Annotated in this window: 18 protein-coding genes; 14 read left to right on the forward strand and 4 right to left on the reverse strand. The window is 65.3% G+C overall.

Translation table 11 applies throughout. The features are described from left to right. Positions 1–26: 26 nt before the first annotated feature. The 8 genes from KUG43_RS08850 to KUG43_RS08885 are packed head-to-tail and all read left to right on the forward strand — an operon-like array spanning position 27 to position 6,635. Positions 27–953 carry a glycosyltransferase family 4 protein gene (locus tag KUG43_RS08850; protein WP_286194574.1) on the forward strand — a complete coding sequence of 309 codons (927 nt, stop codon included), beginning with the start codon at positions 27–29 and terminating at the stop codon, positions 951–953. Then, positions 953–2,227, forward strand: coding sequence for a lipopolysaccharide biosynthesis protein (locus tag KUG43_RS08855; protein WP_216908207.1), 1,275 nt, complete (start codon positions 953–955; stop codon positions 2,225–2,227). Before KUG43_RS08850 ends, KUG43_RS08855 begins: the two co-directional genes overlap by 1 nt. After that, positions 2,228–3,184 (forward strand): glycosyltransferase family 2 protein, encoded by a 957-nt coding sequence (locus KUG43_RS08860; protein WP_216908209.1) that lies wholly within the window; start codon positions 2,228–2,230, stop codon positions 3,182–3,184. Next, positions 3,181–4,209, forward strand: coding sequence for a glycosyltransferase family 2 protein (locus KUG43_RS08865; RefSeq protein WP_216908211.1), 1,029 nt, complete (start codon positions 3,181–3,183; stop codon positions 4,207–4,209). The genes KUG43_RS08860 and KUG43_RS08865 overlap by 4 nt, the downstream gene beginning before the upstream one ends. Next, positions 4,206–4,661, forward strand: a complete 456-nt coding sequence (gene pssD / locus KUG43_RS08870) for a PssD/Cps14F family polysaccharide biosynthesis glycosyltransferase (protein ID WP_216908213.1) — start codon at positions 4,206–4,208, stop codon at positions 4,659–4,661. The genes KUG43_RS08865 and pssD overlap by 4 nt, the downstream gene beginning before the upstream one ends. Next, the gene (locus tag KUG43_RS08875) at positions 4,658–5,137 is read left to right on the forward strand and encodes a glycosyltransferase (RefSeq protein WP_216908215.1); all 480 of its coding nucleotides are present in this window, start codon (positions 4,658–4,660) and stop codon (positions 5,135–5,137) included. Before pssD ends, KUG43_RS08875 begins: the two co-directional genes overlap by 4 nt. After that, positions 5,137–6,138: a sugar transferase gene (locus KUG43_RS08880; protein WP_286194575.1), complete on the forward strand. Its 1,002-nt coding sequence runs from the start codon at positions 5,137–5,139 to the stop codon at positions 6,136–6,138. The genes KUG43_RS08875 and KUG43_RS08880 overlap by 1 nt, the downstream gene beginning before the upstream one ends. Next, positions 6,135–6,635 carry an ATP-binding protein gene (locus tag KUG43_RS08885; RefSeq protein ID WP_216908219.1) on the forward strand — a complete coding sequence of 167 codons (501 nt, stop codon included), beginning with the start codon at positions 6,135–6,137 and terminating at the stop codon, positions 6,633–6,635. Before KUG43_RS08880 ends, KUG43_RS08885 begins: the two co-directional genes overlap by 4 nt. Here KUG43_RS08885 and KUG43_RS08890 read toward each other — a convergent pair. Next, entirely contained in the window at positions 6,601–7,026 is a 426-nt protein-coding gene (locus tag KUG43_RS08890) for a hypothetical protein (RefSeq protein WP_216908221.1), read from the reverse strand. The genes KUG43_RS08885 and KUG43_RS08890 overlap by 35 nt on opposite strands. A gap of 170 nt (positions 7,027–7,196) precedes the next feature. Between KUG43_RS08890 and KUG43_RS08895 the strand changes: the two genes are divergently transcribed. The 5 genes from KUG43_RS08895 (at position 7,197) to KUG43_RS08915 (ending at position 11,912) form a co-directional block, all read left to right on the forward strand. After that, positions 7,197–7,724 (forward strand): L,D-transpeptidase, encoded by a 528-nt coding sequence (locus tag KUG43_RS08895; protein ID WP_353617983.1) that lies wholly within the window; start codon positions 7,197–7,199, stop codon positions 7,722–7,724. Positions 7,725–7,828: 104 nt separating this feature from the next. Next, on the forward strand, positions 7,829–9,373 hold the full coding sequence (glgA, locus tag KUG43_RS08900) for a glycogen synthase GlgA (protein ID WP_216908224.1): 1,545 nt from the start codon (positions 7,829–7,831) through the stop codon (positions 9,371–9,373). An 11-nt stretch (positions 9,374–9,384) separates the two neighbouring features. Next, on the forward strand, positions 9,385–10,077 hold the full coding sequence (locus tag KUG43_RS08905; RefSeq protein WP_216908226.1) for a hypothetical protein: 693 nt from the start codon (positions 9,385–9,387) through the stop codon (positions 10,075–10,077). Next, positions 10,077–11,498, forward strand: a complete 1,422-nt coding sequence (locus tag KUG43_RS08910; RefSeq protein ID WP_216908228.1) for a UDP-N-acetylmuramoyl-tripeptide--D-alanyl-D-alanine ligase — start codon at positions 10,077–10,079, stop codon at positions 11,496–11,498. The genes KUG43_RS08905 and KUG43_RS08910 overlap by 1 nt, the downstream gene beginning before the upstream one ends. A 48-nt stretch (positions 11,499–11,546) precedes the next feature. After that, entirely contained in the window at positions 11,547–11,912 is a 366-nt protein-coding gene (locus tag KUG43_RS08915) for a YbjQ family protein (RefSeq protein ID WP_216908230.1), read from the forward strand. On the opposite strand, the gene KUG43_RS08920 is transcribed toward KUG43_RS08915, so the two are convergent. Beyond that, on the reverse strand, positions 11,855–12,265 hold the full coding sequence (locus tag KUG43_RS08920) for a hypothetical protein (protein WP_216908232.1): 411 nt from the start codon (positions 12,263–12,265) through the stop codon (positions 11,855–11,857). The two genes, KUG43_RS08915 and KUG43_RS08920, sit on opposite strands and share 58 nt — an antisense overlap. A gap of 90 nt (positions 12,266–12,355) precedes the next feature. On the opposite strand from KUG43_RS08920, the gene KUG43_RS08925 reads away from it, so the two are divergent. After that, complete coding sequence (locus KUG43_RS08925) at positions 12,356–13,339, forward strand: META domain-containing protein (protein ID WP_216908234.1); 984 nt, start codon at positions 12,356–12,358, stop codon at positions 13,337–13,339. Between the two features lie 27 nt (positions 13,340–13,366). Here the strand turns inward: KUG43_RS08925 and pyrC are convergent, their stop codons facing one another. Beyond that, a complete protein-coding gene (gene pyrC, locus KUG43_RS08930) occupies positions 13,367–14,413 on the reverse strand; it encodes a dihydroorotase (protein ID WP_502988597.1) in 1,047 nt (348 codons plus the stop codon). 23 nt (positions 14,414–14,436) lie between these two features. After that, complete coding sequence (locus KUG43_RS08935; protein WP_216908238.1) at positions 14,437–14,982, reverse strand: YqhA family protein; 546 nt, start codon at positions 14,980–14,982, stop codon at positions 14,437–14,439. Between the last annotated feature and the right edge of the window lie 23 nt (positions 14,983–15,005).

Here is a 15,005-nt window from a genome sequence, read left to right on the forward strand (position 1 = left end):
GCTGGAGCGGCGGCATCCGACCCACCTTGCGCAGCCTCGCGGACTCTGAGCTGGGGAGGCACCACAGCTTTCAGGTGACTGGTCAGGATGAACTCAGGTCCAGCCTGGCCGAATGGCCTGCGGATCTGCTGGTCTGGCACGGGGCCTGCTCCTGGCGAAACCTGCCGCGGCTTCTGAAACGGCCAGGACGGCGCCAGATCCTGTTTGAGCACCATTACTGCGCCGGGTTCGAACAACAAAGCGTCTCTTCCCCACGCCGATTCCGCGCCATGTTGCGACTGTCCTACGCCTGCATGGAACGGGTTGTGGCGGTTTCCGAAGCCCAGCATGCCTGGATGACCCAGGCTCAGCTGTTGCCACCGAAGCGGGTCCGCCTGCTTCTGTCTTCCCGCCAACTGAACGATTTCCTGGCTCTGGCGCCTCCTTCGCCTGTGCCATCAGGCCAGCCGCTGCGTTTGCTGGCCTACGGCCGGCTCACTCCCCAGAAGGGCTTCGATCTGCTGATTAAAGCCATGGCACGGTTACCCGAGGCTCCACTTGAACTTCTGCTTGTCGGTGATGGTCCCCAACGGCAGCAGCTGGAACAGCTAGCGGCCGCCGATGCACGCATCACCCTGCTGGGCTCCCGAGCTGACATTCCCCTGCTACTTGCCGACGCCGACATCGTGATCATTCCCTCTCGGTGGGAACCCTGGGGCAATGTCTGCCTCGAGGCACGCGCCGCAGCCAGGCCAGTGATCGTGACGCCGGTCGATGGCCTTGTGGAGCAGGTCGAGGGAAGTGGTCTGCTCACGGAGGCTGCAACAGAACAGGCACTGGCAGCCACTCTCGAGTCCCTGCTGCAAAGCACCGAAGCGCAGCGCAGCCAATGGTCGCAAAACGGTCGCCGGTCTGCGGCCCGCTCCTGGCAGGGCTATCTGGACGGCTGGGCAGCGTTGTTAGCTGAGCCGTGATGACGCTCTTCGAACAGCTTCGGCAACGGTTGGCCGGCGATCGCTTTGTACGCAACACCGGCTGGATGGGCCTGGGTGAGGTGGGAATTCGTGTCTCCCGCCTGCTGGCCACGGTGATCCTGGCGCGACTGCTCAGCCCAGAGGACTACGGCCTTGCCGCCATCGTGCTGATGACCACGGAATTCGTACGCGTATTCACCCGCAACGGCATCGGCGACAAGCTCGTCCAGGCCGATGGGAAGGAAATCAAAGAGCTCTGCCAGACGGCATGGTGCATCAACTGGCTGATCGGCATTGGACTGTTCCTGTTGCAGCTGGCCGGATCATTCGTCGTGGCCCATTTCTACGGAAACGACCGTCTCACTTTGCCGATCATCGCCGTTGGCTTCACGTATCTGATCTATCCCCTGGCGATGGTACAAACGGCACTGGTGCGCCGCGACAACCGACTCAAGATCTTTAGTTTGACAAATTTAACCCAGGTTGTGGCTGACAACATCCTCACAGGCATCCTGGCCTTGCAGGGATTCGGCATGTGGGCGATCGTTCTGCCCAAGTTGCTGGTGGCGCCGGTGTGGGTGGGAATGATGCTTCACTACGAGCCTTGGCGGCCTCGCGCGGTGTTCACTCTGCAACGATGGCGCAACATTCTGGGATTCGGCAGCCGCATCCTTGGGGTGGAACTGCTCAACACTTTTCGCGAAAACGTCGACTATCTCCTGATTGGTCGCTTCATCGGCATGAAGGCTCTTGGTGTGTACTATTTTGCCTTCAATGCTGGCCTTGGCCTAAGCCTGAGTGTCATCAATGCTCTAGGAGTGTCGCTCTACTCTGACCTCTGCGAAATCCGCTCCGATTCTGAGCTGTTGCGAAGGCGCTTTAACCAGAATCTGCTCACGATTGCAAAGGTTGTCTTCCCTTTGGTGATCATTCAATCCTTGCTGGCGCCCCTCTATGTTCCAATCATCTTCGGCCAGAAGTGGGTGGATCAGGGTGCCGTGCCGATCCTGATCATCATTTGCATCTCGGCACTCTCACGCCCATTTGCCAATGCGGCGTCGATGCTGTTCCGAGCCATCGGCCTGCCTCAGGTGGATCTTTGGTGGAATCTGGGATTCACCCTCTTGTTGACGGTGGCGGTGGTCTTTGGTGCCTCCTACGGCACCCTGGGAGTAGCGGTTGCCGTGATGGCTACCCACCTTATACTGCAGCCGCTCTACGCTGGCTGGGCGCGCCAGATCGTACTGACCAAACCGGCCGGCTGGGTGCGTTAAATGAAGGGGTGTCCCGGGATCTCAGTCGTCATTCCGGCCTACAATGCTGCTGCATTTGTTGTCGACACGATTGCTTCCGTTCAAGCCCAGACCTATTCGGACTGGGAAGCGTTGATCATCGATGATGGTTCGACGGACGAGACCGCGACCCTGGTCAAGGAGATGGTGAACCGAGACTCTCGACTGAGGCTGCTTTCCGTTGAGAACCAGGGGGTTTCAGCCGCCCGAAATCTGGGTGTATCCCTGGCGCTTGCGCCCTGCATCGCCTTTCTCGACGCCGATGATTCCTGGAGGCCATCCAAGCTACGTCGACATCTGGAGCATCTAGCATCACTACCAAATCTTGGCGTCAGCTTCGATCGGGTGGAGTTCCTTTCGTCTGCCGGCAAACCCACAGGCCATTTTTCCAAATCTCGCCTTCATGACCTGACACCTCAGCATTTTCTCTATGAGAATCCAACCACCACCACATCCACGTGGGTTGTGCGGCGCTGCCTGTTTGAACAGGTTGGCGGCTTCCTGCCGGCGATGAGCTACTCCGAAGACCTGGAATGGCTGTTGCGGGTTCGCTGCAGTGGCTGGATGATTGCCGGATTGGAGGATGTGCTAACGGGCTATCGCACCAGTGAAGCTGGGCTTTCGTCTGAGCTGAGCAAGATGGAGAAGGGATGGAATCGGCTGGTACAACAGGCCCGTGTTTACGCGCCTGATCTTGTCAACCGCCATTTCGCAAGGGCCCAGGCTGTCCACCTTCGCTACCTGGCTCGCCGCAGCCTGCGCTTGAAAGCTTCCGAGGTCTCAGAGGGGGTGGATTTCATGAACCGTGCGATCCAGTCCGATCCGACTCTGCTGCTGCGCCAGCCCTTGCGAAGCTGGTCCACGATGCTGGCTGTTCAACTTCGCTGGCTGCTGTCCAAGCTGGCAATGCCAGCTGCGAAGCGGAGAAGCGTGCCATGACCCAACCTCTCGTTTCAGTCATCATTCCTGTGTATCAGAGTGCCGCAACGGTGGCCGAAAGTCTGCAATCGGTAATTGACCAGACCTACAGCCACTTGGAGATCCTCGTGGTGGACGACGGTTCTATGGATCAGTCGATCTCCATCTGCGAGCAGTTTGATGATTCCCGAATCTGCATTCTGCATCAACAGAACCGGGGCCTGGCCGGGGCCCGGAACACAGGCATCCGGCAGGCCCAAGGGGAGTTCCTGGGATTTCTGGACAGCGATGATCTGTGGCTGCCCACCAAGGTGGAGCGCCATGTGGCCCATCTGCAAGCGCGGCCGGAGGTGGGGGTCAGCTTTTCCCGCTCCGGATTCATCGATGAGGACTCCAGACCGATCGGGATCTACCAGATGCCGAGGCTGCAGGACATCACCCCGCAGATCGTTTTCTGCCGCAATCCGATCGGCAATGGCTCGGCGGTGGTGATCCGCCGGGACGTCTTTAGCGCCATTCGCTTTGAGGCGAATCTCTATGGCGACGTGGAAGACTTCTACTTTGACGACAGCTTCCGTCAGTCCGAAGACATCGAATGCTGGCTGCGGATTGCGCTCCAGACCCACTGGCGCATCGAAGGCCTCCCCGAGGCGCTGACGCTTTACCGCATCAGCGACGGTGGACTCTCGGCCAACCTGATGAAGCAGTACGCCTCCTGGGAGCGGGTTCTGCTCAAGACCGAAGCCACCCACCCGGAGTTCGTCGCCCAGTGGGGCTCCAAGGCCCGCGCCTATCAGCTGCGCTACCTGGCCCGCCGCGCCACCCGCCAGCGGGACGGCGCCTTGGCCGTGCGTCTGCTGCACCAATCCCTGGCCACCGACTGGAGGGTGCTGCTGGAGGAACCGCGACGCACCCTGATCACGCTGCTGGCGGCCTACCTGCTGCGGCTGTTGCCGGAGGCTCCCTATCGCTGGCTGGAGGGTCTGATGCTGCGCTCCACAGGAGCCAGTCAGCAGCGGCGCATGCGTGGGGAACTGAGCCGATGAAGGTCTTGCTGGTCTGCTCATCAGGGGGTCATTTCAAGGCGCTGCAGCAGTTGGCCGATTTCTGGCAGCGCCATCCCCATCTCTGGGTCACGTTTCGAACCGCCACCACGGAAACGGCCCTGGCCCAGGAGCAGGTGCTCTGGGCCCACAGCCCCACGAACCGCAACCTGCCGAATCTGCTGCGCAACCTCTGGCTCGCCTTGCAGGTGATCCGCACCGAGCGGCCGGACGTGATCCTCTCCACCGGCGCGGGAGTTGCCGTTCCCTTTCTTCTGATCGGTAAACTGTTTGGGTGCAAGACCGTGTTCATCGAGTCCGTGACCCGCATTCAAACGCTCAGTCTTTCAGCACGAATCGTCCATCCATTTCTTGATATTCTCTACGTTCACTGGCCCCAGCTGCAGCTTCGTTATCCCCGCGCCGAGCTTGTCCAAAGCAAGATCGGATCATGATTCTCATCAGCGTCGGTACGGAGCAGTTCCCCTTCAACCGGCTGATGCAGTGGGTGGAGCTGTTGATCCAACAGGAACTGGTCAACGAGGACATCGTTGTTCAGTATGGTACGTGTACCTTTCTCCCCAGTGGCAGCACGGTCTATCGGTTGGTGAAGGAAGACACCTTTCGGTCGCTGATTCGTAAGGCACGTGTGGTGATTGCCCATTGCGGGGAGGGCACCGTGCTGTTACTGGATGAGATGCAGCAGCCCTTCATTCTTGTGCCACGCAGCGTTCGCTACCAGGAGCATGTTGACGACCACCAGGTGGAACTCGCCCTGGCGCTGACGGAAATGGGTGTGCCGATTGCCTGGAGTCCGGGTGATCTGGTTCGCTTTCTCCAGGCCCCCTTCAAGACGTCGATCAGTGATGTTACGGACAGTTCCGCCCAGTCCCTGTGTCGCAGTCTCCAGAGCCATTTTTCTTCGACATGATGGCGCGTCAGTCCCCCTCCCACCCTGCTTTCGTCAGGACCATCCAGAACGGCATCCTGTTTCTCCAGCTGCCATCACGGCTCACCGTGAGCGAAGCGGTGGCTTTCCGTGCCGGATTCGCCGATTGGCTGGCTGAGGTGGATGGTCTGCGGCAGGTGGTTCTGGATTTCGGCCGCACCGCCGTCATCGACAGCAGCGGCATCGGTGCCCTGGTGGGCGCCATCAAGACCGCCAAGGAGCAGGACGTTCCCCTCTGCGCCTGGAGCCTGCACCGGCAGGTGTTCCTGGCGCTGCAGATGACCGGCCTGGAGAAGGTATTGCCGGTGGCGGCCCATTCCGAGGGCCTGCTCCCCCAGCTCTCGCACGTCGAAGACCAACGCCCCCCCCTGACCCACCCATCGGTGCGTTCCGGACTCAAGCGTTTCATGGACATCTGTGGTGCGCTGATCGGACTTGGCGTCACGGCGCTGCTGATCCTGCCGATGGCGTTGGTCATCCGTCTGGACAGCCCGGGGCCGATCCTGTTCAGCCAGGTGCGCTGCGGTTGGATGGGCCGCCATTTCCGCATCTGGAAGTTCCGCTCGATGGTCAGCAATGCCGAGGTACTCAAAGGCACGGTGGCGAACCAGGCCCAGGGGGCGTTCTTCAAAAACGACAACGACCCCAGGATCACCAAAGTGGGGCGCATCCTGCGCAAGACCAGCCTCGATGAGCTGCCCCAGTTCTGGAATGTGCTGATCGGTGACATGAGCCTGATCGGAACCCGGCCAGCCACACCCGATGAGGTGCTTCGTTATGCCATTCCAAGCTGGCAGCGCTTTGATGTGCGTCCCGGGCTGAGTGGCGAATGGCAGGTGAGTGGCAGGTCATCGATCCGTGATTTCGAAGATGTGATCAGGCTCGACCTCAGATACCAACAGAATTGGAGTCTGGCCTATGATCTAAAACTAATTGTCAAAACATTCCTTGTGCTTCTGAGCAAGGATTCGGGGGCGGCATGAACCCGGACTTATCAAACGATACAGGCCAAACCAACAGCGAACTGTCCGTCAACAGCGATCTCGGTGAACTGGACACCGTGCTGTCTTGGTTTAAACGACAACAGCACCCTGACATTCCTTCAGATCTATGGATGCAGGCTCAGCTGGCACTGGTGGAAGGTTTCACCAATGCCGTTCGTCATGCCCATGCCCACCTGGCTGCCCCACCCCAGGTGCATCTTTCGCTACAGCGATCCAGCGAGGCCTTCTCTATTCAGATCATTGATCATGGCGAACCCTTCGCCTTCGCAGCGGCACTGGCCAGAGTGGAAGCGGAGATTGCAGCCAGTGGTCATGATCCCCTGGCCCGTGAGGCCCATTGGGGACTGGTGATGTTTCTGAAGCTTCAGAACGAGTATGGCTGGACCATCAACCATTGCAGGCGCGATGACGGGACCAACGGCCTAGCCTTGAGCCACCCCCTCAGGGCCGATGAATCGGTTGTCGGGTCATACTGAAAAACTCCGGATGGCAGCGGGCAGGTTGGAAGACCGACCAACGTGTCCATAGGTGAAGATAATAATTGGTACCTTGCGGTCCCCATCCCCAACCATTGTCGAGCTTCTGGCCCCAGAGAATGTTGTTGGCTTGCAGCGATGCCCTCTTCTCCTTAGGGAGATTGATCAGATCGCCGCTGTAAAGAATTCTGCGGCCCTTGTAGTAGAAGCCTGGCTCCATGGCCAGGCCCCGGACCTTCTCATCGAGTCTGAACCAGACTTTCTTGCTCTTCTGGAGCAACCAGAAGCTCCTTGAGCAGGTTGGCGGTACGGCGTCGTTCTTGTAGCTGTAAAGAATGCCGGGATGGTGTTCCAGGGACCCAAGGGATGAAGCTGTGAGCTCCAGACCCATGAGCAGAGCGGCAGACGTCCTGGCAGCGATTGGATGCAACCGTCCTCACCGCCCGGCCATCTCTGTCAACGTAGCCGGAAGGTTGGCTTGGCCATCCTTGGCCAAGGGCCCGTGGCCCCATTTCGCTGGCTACGATCAAGTGTCAGCCCCATGCCGACAGCCTCGTTACCGTGTATCGCCGAGCCATCCTGCCCCTGGCCGTTGCCCTGATCGGCTCGATCAGCGGGATGTTGGTGCCGGCGCCATCGCTCGCCGCCTCTCCCCCATCCGAGACGGCCACCGCCAGCCCGTCCGCACACCAGCTGGTGCTGAACCGGCGCCAACGCCTGCTGATGGTGATGGAAGGGGAACGGGAGGTGCGCCGTTTCCGCGTCGGTGTGGGCATGCCCGGTTGGGAGACACCCGTGGGCTCGTTCAGCGTGATCGAAAAGACCGCCTATCCGATCTGGGAGCATCCGGCCAAGGGCGTGCGCATTCTCCCGGGCCCCACCAATCCGCTCGGTTCGCGCTGGATCGGCTTCCACCGTGACTGCAAGGGACGGCGCGGTTTCAACGGCCAGGAGCATCTGGAGGTGAAGGGCTGCGTCACCTCCGGCTTCCATGGCACACCGAATCGCAACAGCGTCGGCGGCGCCGTGTCCCATGGCTGCGTGCGGTTGCTTGACGAGGACGTCAAGGAGCTGTTTGAACTGGTTTAGGTGGGCACCCCGGTGACAGTGCTGCCCTGAGCCCGCTGACGCCGGCAGCCAGGACTCAGCGGTGCAGCCCGTAGAGTTCCGGGCGCACCAGGGATCGAGAGCGGATGAGGGTTCTGTTTGCCGCCGCGGAGTGCGCTCCGATGATCAAGGTGGGAGGCATGGGAGATGTGGTGGGCTCCCTGCCACCGGCCCTGGCGGCCCTGGGCCACGACGTGCGCATCATCCTGCCGGGCTACGGCAAGTTGTGGAGTCGGCTGAAGATTCCCGCCGAGCCGATGTGGCGTGGCCATGCCATGGGCACCGATTTCGCCATCTACGAAACCCGCCATCCCAGCAGCGACCTGCCCATCTATCTCGTGGGGCATCCGGTGTTCGATCCGGAGCGCATCTACGGCGGTGAAGACGAAGACTGGCGCTTCACCTTCTTCGCCAATGCCACGGCTGAATTCGCCTGGAACGGCGGCTGGAAACCCCAGGTTCTGCATTGTCACGACTGGCACACCGGCATGATCCCGGTGTGGATGCACCAGGACCCCGAAATCAGCACGGTGTTCACCATCCACAACCTGCGTTATCAGGGTCCCTGGCGCTGGAAGCTGGATCGGATGACCTGGTGCCCCTGGTACATGCAAGGCGACCACACCATGGCCGCGGCCCTGCTCTATGCCGACCGGGTCAACGCCGTCTCGCCCACCTATGCGATGGAGATCCGCACGCCCGAATACGGCGAGCGCATCGACGGCCTGCTCAACTTCATCAGCGGCAAGTTGCGCGGCATCCTCAACGGCATCGACACCGCGGACTGGGATCCGGCCACCGACCCCACCCTGCCGGAACCGTTCTCGGCCGACGACCTCTCCGGCCGCAGCGCCAGCAAACGGCTGCTGCAGGAACGGATGGGGCTGACCGTAAGTCCCCGCAGCTACCTGATGGGCATGGTGAGCCGGCTGGTGGATCAGAAGGGGGTCGACCTGCTGCTGCAGGTGGCCGACCGGGTGCTGGCCTACAGCGACAGCCAGTTCGTGGTGCTGGGAACGGGTGAGCGCGGCTATGAGTCGGGCCTGTGGCAGATGGCGGCCCGCCACCCCGGCCGCTTCGCCGTGTTCCTCACCTACGACGACGCCCTCTCGCGCCTGATCTATGCGGGCAGCGACGCCTTCCTGATGCCGAGCCGCTTCGAGCCCTGCGGCATCAGTCAGATGCTGGCCATGCGTTACGGCTCGATTCCGGTGGTGCGCCGCGTCGGCGGGCTGGTGGACACGGTGCCCCCCAACGACCCCACCGCCGGCACCGGCACGGGCTATGGCTTCGATCGCTACGAGGCGATCGACTTCTACACCACGATCGTGCGCTCCTGGGAGGCCTACCGCAACGTGCCCAGCTGGCAGGACCTGCAACGCCGGGCCATGACCACCGACTTCAGCTGGAACCGCTCGGCCCTGGAGTACGACGCCATGTACAGGGAGGTCTGCGGCGTCAAGGAGCCCACCCCCGACGCCGCCCAGGTGGAGCGCTTCTCCCAGGGCCAGGGAGCCGACCCGAGCCTGTTGCACGACGAGCCCAGGCCGGACGTGGTCACCAAGGAACCTCCGCCGGCCCCGCGGCCCCGCAACCCCCTGGCCCTGCTGCGTCGCCGTAACGACACCTGAGTCCGGCGCCCATGGCTGATCCGGTTCCGCCACCCTCCGATCTGCCGGCGCCCTACGCCAGTCCCTGGGGCCAGCTCGGCGACGCCGCGCGGGCCGTGCTGGCGTCCCTGCGGCTGAAGCTGCGCGAACTGTGGCGGCGCAACCGGGAGGGAGACCTGTCGGTGCCGGGCTTCTGGCCCCAGGGCCTGGCGCCCCTGTTCTGGCCCCTGCTGCTGGCGGCGCTGCTGGCGCTGGCCCTGGCGCTGGCAGGGCAGGTGGGGCGCGGGCTATCCAAGGCGGCGCCGCAGGCGCCTGGAGAAGCAACCCCTGCGGTGCAGGTGCAGGTCCCAGCCATCGCTGAGCCAGCACTCGAGGCCCCGGCCCCCGTGGCCGTGGACAAGTCCCTGCCCCTGCCGGAGCCTGAGCCACCACCGCCCCTGGAACTCGACCCCCTCCTGGCGCTCCTGGCGGAGGACGATCCCGACCATCTGATCGCCTCGGCCCATCCCGCTCCCGCCGAGGGCCGGCTGGTGCTCACCATGGCGCCGACCTACACCGGCCTCGGCGAAGCGACCCGGCGGCGCTGGGCGGAGCGCTGGCAGCAGCGCGCCCTGGCCCTGGGCTACGAACGGCTGGAGCTGGTCGACGGCCGCCAGCGGCTGCTGGCCCGCAGGGCCCTGGTGGGCTCCGGCATGATCCTGCTCGATCCCGGTGCCCCAGGCTGATGCCGCTGTCGTTCGCGTCCTTGCGCCAGCTGTGGGGTGAGCCCCTGATGGCCCCCGGAACCAGCGCCCCGGAAGGCTTCGCCGGCGTGAGCACCGACAGCCGCGGCGACCTGGCCGGCGCCCTGTTCGTGCCCCTGGTGGGGGAACGCTTCGACGGGCACCGATTACTGGCGGAGGCCCTCGCCGCCGGGGCGGTGGCGGCGCTGGTGCAGAGGGACCACCTGCCCGAGGCCAGCGTGGCGGAGCTGGTGGCCAGCGGCAGCGGCCCCATCTGGCTGGTGGACGACACCCTGGTGGCCTACCAGCAGCTGGCCCTGCTGTGGCGGCGACGGCTGGGGCTGCCGGTGGTGGCGGTGACCGGCTCGGCGGGCAAAACCACGACCCGAGAACTGATCAAGGCGGCCCTGGCCTCCCTGGGGCCGGTGGTGGCCAGCAGCGGCAACGAGAACAACGACGTCGGGGCGCCCCTCACCCTGCTGAAGGCCAGCGAGGCCACGGCGGTCCTGGTGGTGGAGATGGGAATGCGCGGCCTGGGGGAGATCGATCGCCTCAGCCGCTGCGCGGCTCCGGACGTGGCCGTGATCACCAACATCGGCACCGCCCACATCGGCCGCCTGGGCAGCCGCGAGGCGATCGGCCAGGCCAAGTGCGAGATCACCGCCGGCCTGGGGCCGGACGGGGTGCTGGTGATCCCGGCCGGGGATCCCCTGCTGGAACTCTCCCTGGCCAGGGTCTGGGGCGGACGGGTGGTGCGGGTCGCCCTGGAGGACGAGCTGGCGGAGTTCCCGGACGGAACAGCGTCGCCGGACCTGGTGGGGCGGCTGGACGATGGCCTCCTCACCCTGGCAGGCGGGCCGAGCCTGCGGCTGCCCCTGGAGGGCCGCCACAACGCCCGCAACCTGCTGCTGGCGGTGGCGGTGGCCCAGGAGCTGGGGGTGCCGGCTACCGCCCTGGTCGATCTGACGGTGGAGCTGCCGGGGGGGCGCTCCCGACGCTGGAACCTGGGCGGGGTGGATCTGCTCGATGAGACCTACAACGCCTCGCCGGAGGCGGTGCTGGCGGCCCTGGAGCTGCTGGCCGCCAGCAGCACCGCAGCGGGGGGCCGTCGCTATGCGGTGCTGGGCACGATGCTCGAGCTGGGCGAACGCAGCCTGGAGCTGCATGGGCAGGTGGCAGCCCGGGCCAGGCAGCTGGGCCTGGACGGTCTGCTGGTCGTGGCCACCGGGGAGGAAGCGCAGGCGATGGAAGCGGCCGCCGCCGGGCTGCCGCGGCTGCAGCGGGTGGCCTCACCGGAAGCGGCGGCCGCGGTGCTGCTCGACTGGCTGCAGCCGGGGGACCGGGTGCTGCTCAAGGCCAGCCGCGGGGTGGCGCTGGAGCGGGCGATTCCGCTGCTGCAGGCCGCTCTCGCCCCAACGGCTTGAAGCCCAGGCTCTGGCCCCCCAGGATGGGCTCTCAGCTCCAGTGACCCCATGGTGAAACCCGTGTTCGTGACGACCACCTTCACGATCGAGGGCTACACGATCACCGCTTACCGGGGCCTGGTGCGCGGCATCGTCGTGCGCTCCCCCACCCTGGTGCAGGGTGTCCTGGGCGGGCTCAAGCAGATCGTGGGCGGCCGGATCGGCGCCTACACCGAAATGTGCGAGCAGGCCCGGGAGCAGGCCTATGAGCAGATGATCCAGCACGCCAGGGCCCTGGGGGCCAATGCGATCGTCGGCACCCGCTACGACGGCTCGGAGGTGCAGGGCGGCACCGCCGCCGCCACCGAGGTGCTCTGCTACGGCACCGCCGTGGTGGTGGAGCCCCGGCCCAGCAGCAGCGGCAGCAGCGCGTAGAGGAGCAGCAGGGCCAGATACACGGCGCCGGAAACCGGGTCGCGGCCGATGAGGACGTCCTGCAGGGGGCGCTGCTGCAGCAACAGCCCCACCGCCAGCTCCGCCGCCACCATGAACGCCAGGGCGAGGGCCCCGGCGGCCGCCCGGGGGAGGGGGCCACGGCCGGGGAGCTGGCGCTGCACCACGAGCCGGGCGGCCAGCACCATGGCCAGGGCCATCCACGGCATCTCCAGCAGTTCGGCCAGGCGCTCCCCCAGCCGCGGCACCAGCAGCGGCACCCGCACCGCCCCCAGAACGAATCCGGTGCCGAAGACCAGGGCGAAATAGGTGGCGGCGGCGCGCAGGATCCCCATGGCAGCGACAAGGCGGCACGACCATGGTCGGCCGTCTGACGCCACTCCGGCGACCGTGTCCGATTGTGGAGAACCAGCAGGAGACGCCCCATGCCTTTCCCAACCAGCACGGCCCTGCGTCTGGGCGCTTGGGCAGGGGGCGCCTTCGCCACGGCCTCGCTCCTGGCGGGGGCGTCGCTGCCCCTTCATGCGGCCCCCGGGACTCCGCCGCTGCAGGGCACCAGCTGGCAGCTGGTGGGGATCCAGTCGATGGATGACGCCCAGGGCCTGAGGCGCCCGGCGGACCCCTCCCGCTACACCCTCTCTCTCCAGGCGGATGGGAAGGCCGTGCTGCAGCTCGACTGCAACCGCGCCATGGGCCGCTGGCAGGTGGAGCCCAGCGCTGACCCCGGCAACGGCGGTTTCCGCTTCGGACCCCTGGCCAGCTCCAAGGCCCTGTGCCCGGCGCCCAGCCTGGGGGAACTCCTGGCCCTTCAGCTTCCCTACGTGCGGGGCTACCTGCTGCGGGATGGCCGGCTGAACCTGAGTCTGCTGGCGGATGGCGGCATTCTGATCTGGGAACCCCGCTCAGGCGCCGGGCCCGGCTACAGCAACCGGCCCGATCCGGCGCTGGAGGTGGCGATCCTGGCGGCCTCCCCCGACCTGCGCCGCACCCTGGGGAGCGCCGCCGGGGGCATGGGGCGGATCAGCTACGTGCACGCCCGCACCGACCTCGATGGGGATGGCCGTCAGGACGTGCTCGTCTACCTGATGGGTCCCTACGTCTGCGGCACCGGTGGCTGCACGCTCGAGGTGTTCCGCCAGGAGGCCCGGGGCTACCGCCTCATCACCAGCTTCCCCACCAGCCGGCTGCCGGTCATCGTCCCGGAGGCGCGCCGCAACCGCTGGCGCGATCTCTGGCGCCTTCAGTCCGGGGGCGGCGCCCCGGCCACCTGGGTGCGCGAGGTGTTCGACGGCCGGGGCTACCGCACCAAGGAACGGATCCCGGCCTCCGGCAGAGCACCGGCGGGCACCCCCGTGCTGAGGGGCGATCCTTCCCTGGCGGATGGGGCGCCGCTGGGGCCGCGCCCCTGATCCATCCCGGCGACCATGGGCTGGGGCTCAGCCGTCATCGGCCAGCCGCCACGGCAGCACCTGACCGGCATGGAAGGGCACCAGGGTGCTGCCATGCAGGCGCGGCGGCACCGTGTGGGGCTCCCGCACCAGGGTGATGTGGCCGTCGTTCACCGGAAGTCCGTAGAAGGCTGGCCCGTGCAGGCTGGCGAAGGCCTCCAGGCGATCCAGGGCCCCCTCCTGCTCGAACACCGCCGCGTAGCTCTCCAGGGCGAAAGGGGCGTTGTAGATGCCCGCACAACCACAGGCGCTTTCCTTAGCCGAGCGGGGATGGGGGGCTGAATCGGTGCCCAGGAAGAAGCAGGGCTCCCCCGAGGTGGCCGCCTGGCGCAGGGCCAGCCGGTGCCGTTCGCGCTTGGCCACCGGCAGGCAGTAGAAGTCTGGCCGCAGCCCGCCCTGGAACATGGCGTTGCGGTTGATGTGCAGGTGATGGGGGGTGATGGTGGCGGCCAGGTTGGGGCCCGCCTGGCGCACGAAGGCGACGGACTCGGCGGTGGTGATGTGCTCGAGTACCACCTTCAGGCCCGGATACCGCGCCAGCAGCGGCGCCAGGTGGCGCTCGATGAACACGGCTTCGCGATCGAAGATGTCGATGTCGGCGTCGGTGACCTCGCCGTGGATCAGCAGGGGCATGCCGATCCTCTCCATTGCGGCCAGCACCGCCTCGATCCGCGCCAGGTCGGTGACGCCGGCGGCGGCGTTGGTGGTGGCATGGGCCGGGTAGAGCTTGCAGGCGGTGAAGACCCCCTCACCGTGGCCGCGCTCGATCTCCGCCGGATCGATCGTGTCGGTGAGATAGGCCGTGAGCAGGGGGGTGAAACCGCTGTCCTCGGGCAGGGCGGCCCGGATCCGGGCGCCATAGGCCACGGCGGCCGCCACTGTGGTGATCGGTGGGCTGAGATTCGGCATCACGATCGCCCGGGCGAACGAGCGGGCCGTGGCCGGTGCCACCAGCTCCAGCAGGGCACCGTCGCGCAGGTGCACATGCCAGTCGTCGGGACGGCGCAGCCGCAGGCGCTGGGGTGGGACGTTCAAGCCGGCTGGGGAAGCTGCCATCGTCAGGGAACCGTGCGGTTGCCATTGGCCGTGACCAGGTAGCCGCTCAGGGCCAGCAGCAGCACGCTCAGGCAGAAGAACGCCAGGGAAGGGCCGTCCTTGATCGGCAGGGTGAGCATCGCCTTGAAGGCGGACACGATCAGGGCCACCACCAGCACCTTGACGAGCTTTTCCTTGAGCTGGTCGAGGCTGCGGATGTCCAGCAGGCCGCCACCGCCCTGGTCGTGCTCCCGGGCCGCCTCGATCGGTGAAATCAGCAGCTCATACACCCCGTAACCAAAAATCAGGAGGGCGATGCCGATCAGGTAGAGATCGATCCCCGACACGATCGCCCCCAGCAGTTCGGCCACGAACTCCTTATCAAGCTGATCCACCTTGCCGAACGCGGCCAGGGCCTTGCCGATCTCCAGGGTGCCCAGCACAAAGGCCACCACGGTGCTCACCAGGCTCATGATCACTGGCAGGATGGCGACCAGGCGCAGGCGCCACAACACCCTCTCGAAGCGTTGCTCAAACCGCTTGAGGCGTCCTTTGAGCGCAGAAGCCATGCGGCGCCGATGCAGTCAGCCAA

It is taken from the genome of Synechococcus sp. CCY 0621, assembly GCF_019038465.1.
Classification (GTDB): Bacteria; Cyanobacteriota; Cyanobacteriia; order PCC-6307; family Cyanobiaceae; genus Cyanobium.